Consider the following 730-nt stretch of genomic DNA (forward strand, 5'->3'; position numbering starts at 1 on the left):
GGCGGTCACGCAGGGCCAGGGCGCGCTCGGCAACGCTGTCACCGCCGCCCAGCCGGCCCTCACGAACGCCCTCGCCGCGAGCCCGGCCGCTCCCGTCGCCGGTCTGCTCGGCGGCCTGCCCGTCCAGGGCCTGCCCACGCACGGACTGCCGGTGAACGGCATCCCGGTGGGCTGATCCCGGCTCCCGCCGCCCTCGTACGCGCCGGTGGGGCGCACCCCGGCCGGGGTGCGCCCCACCGGCGTACTCGCTTGGGGTCGCCGGGCGTGGGGTCACCAGGCCGTGCGGGCCGCCTTGCCCTCCGAGGGGAAGAGGACCCACAGCGCTATGTAGAGCAGGAACTGCGGGCCCGGCAGCAGGCAGGACGCCAGGAAGATCACTCGCATCGTGGTCGCGAAGGTGCCGAAGCGCCGGGCCAGCGCTGCGCACACTCCGCCGATCATCCGGTCGTGGGTGGGGCGGGCGAGGCGGTTCATGAGGGCTCCTTCGTCAGCGTCGTCGGACGGCGCCGTCAGACGGTTTCGGTGCCGTAAGACGGTTTCGGGGCTCCCGATGCGGCTGCCCCGTCTGACATCAAAGCTACGGAGACGAAGGGGGTAAAGCATCACTCTAAGGGGCGATCCCGACCCTGGGAATCGTCGGGGTCAGACCCTGAGCCGACTCCTCCGCCGCGTCCCTGCGGCGCAGCGCGGCGGCCCGGTCGCGCGTCTCGGCCCGGCGGCACAGGGCGCG

1 protein-coding gene and 1 pseudogene are annotated in these 730 nt (G+C 73.8%); one reads left to right on the plus strand and one right to left on the minus strand.

All coding sequences use genetic code 11. The annotated features are described in order from the left end of the window. Nucleotides 1-175, plus strand: a pseudogene (locus HO151_RS07515) (ATP-binding protein); the annotation flags it as partial. Nucleotides 176-270: 95 nt separating this feature from the next. On the opposite strand, the gene HO151_RS06325 reads toward HO151_RS07515, so the two are convergent. Then, the gene (locus tag HO151_RS06325) at nucleotides 271-474 is read right to left on the minus strand and encodes a PspC domain-containing protein (RefSeq protein ID WP_173895113.1); all 204 of its coding nucleotides are present in this window, start codon (nucleotides 472-474) and stop codon (nucleotides 271-273) included. Nucleotides 475-730 lie beyond the last annotated feature (256 nt).

The sequence above is a fragment of the Streptomyces sp. 8P21H-1 genome (assembly GCF_013302945.1).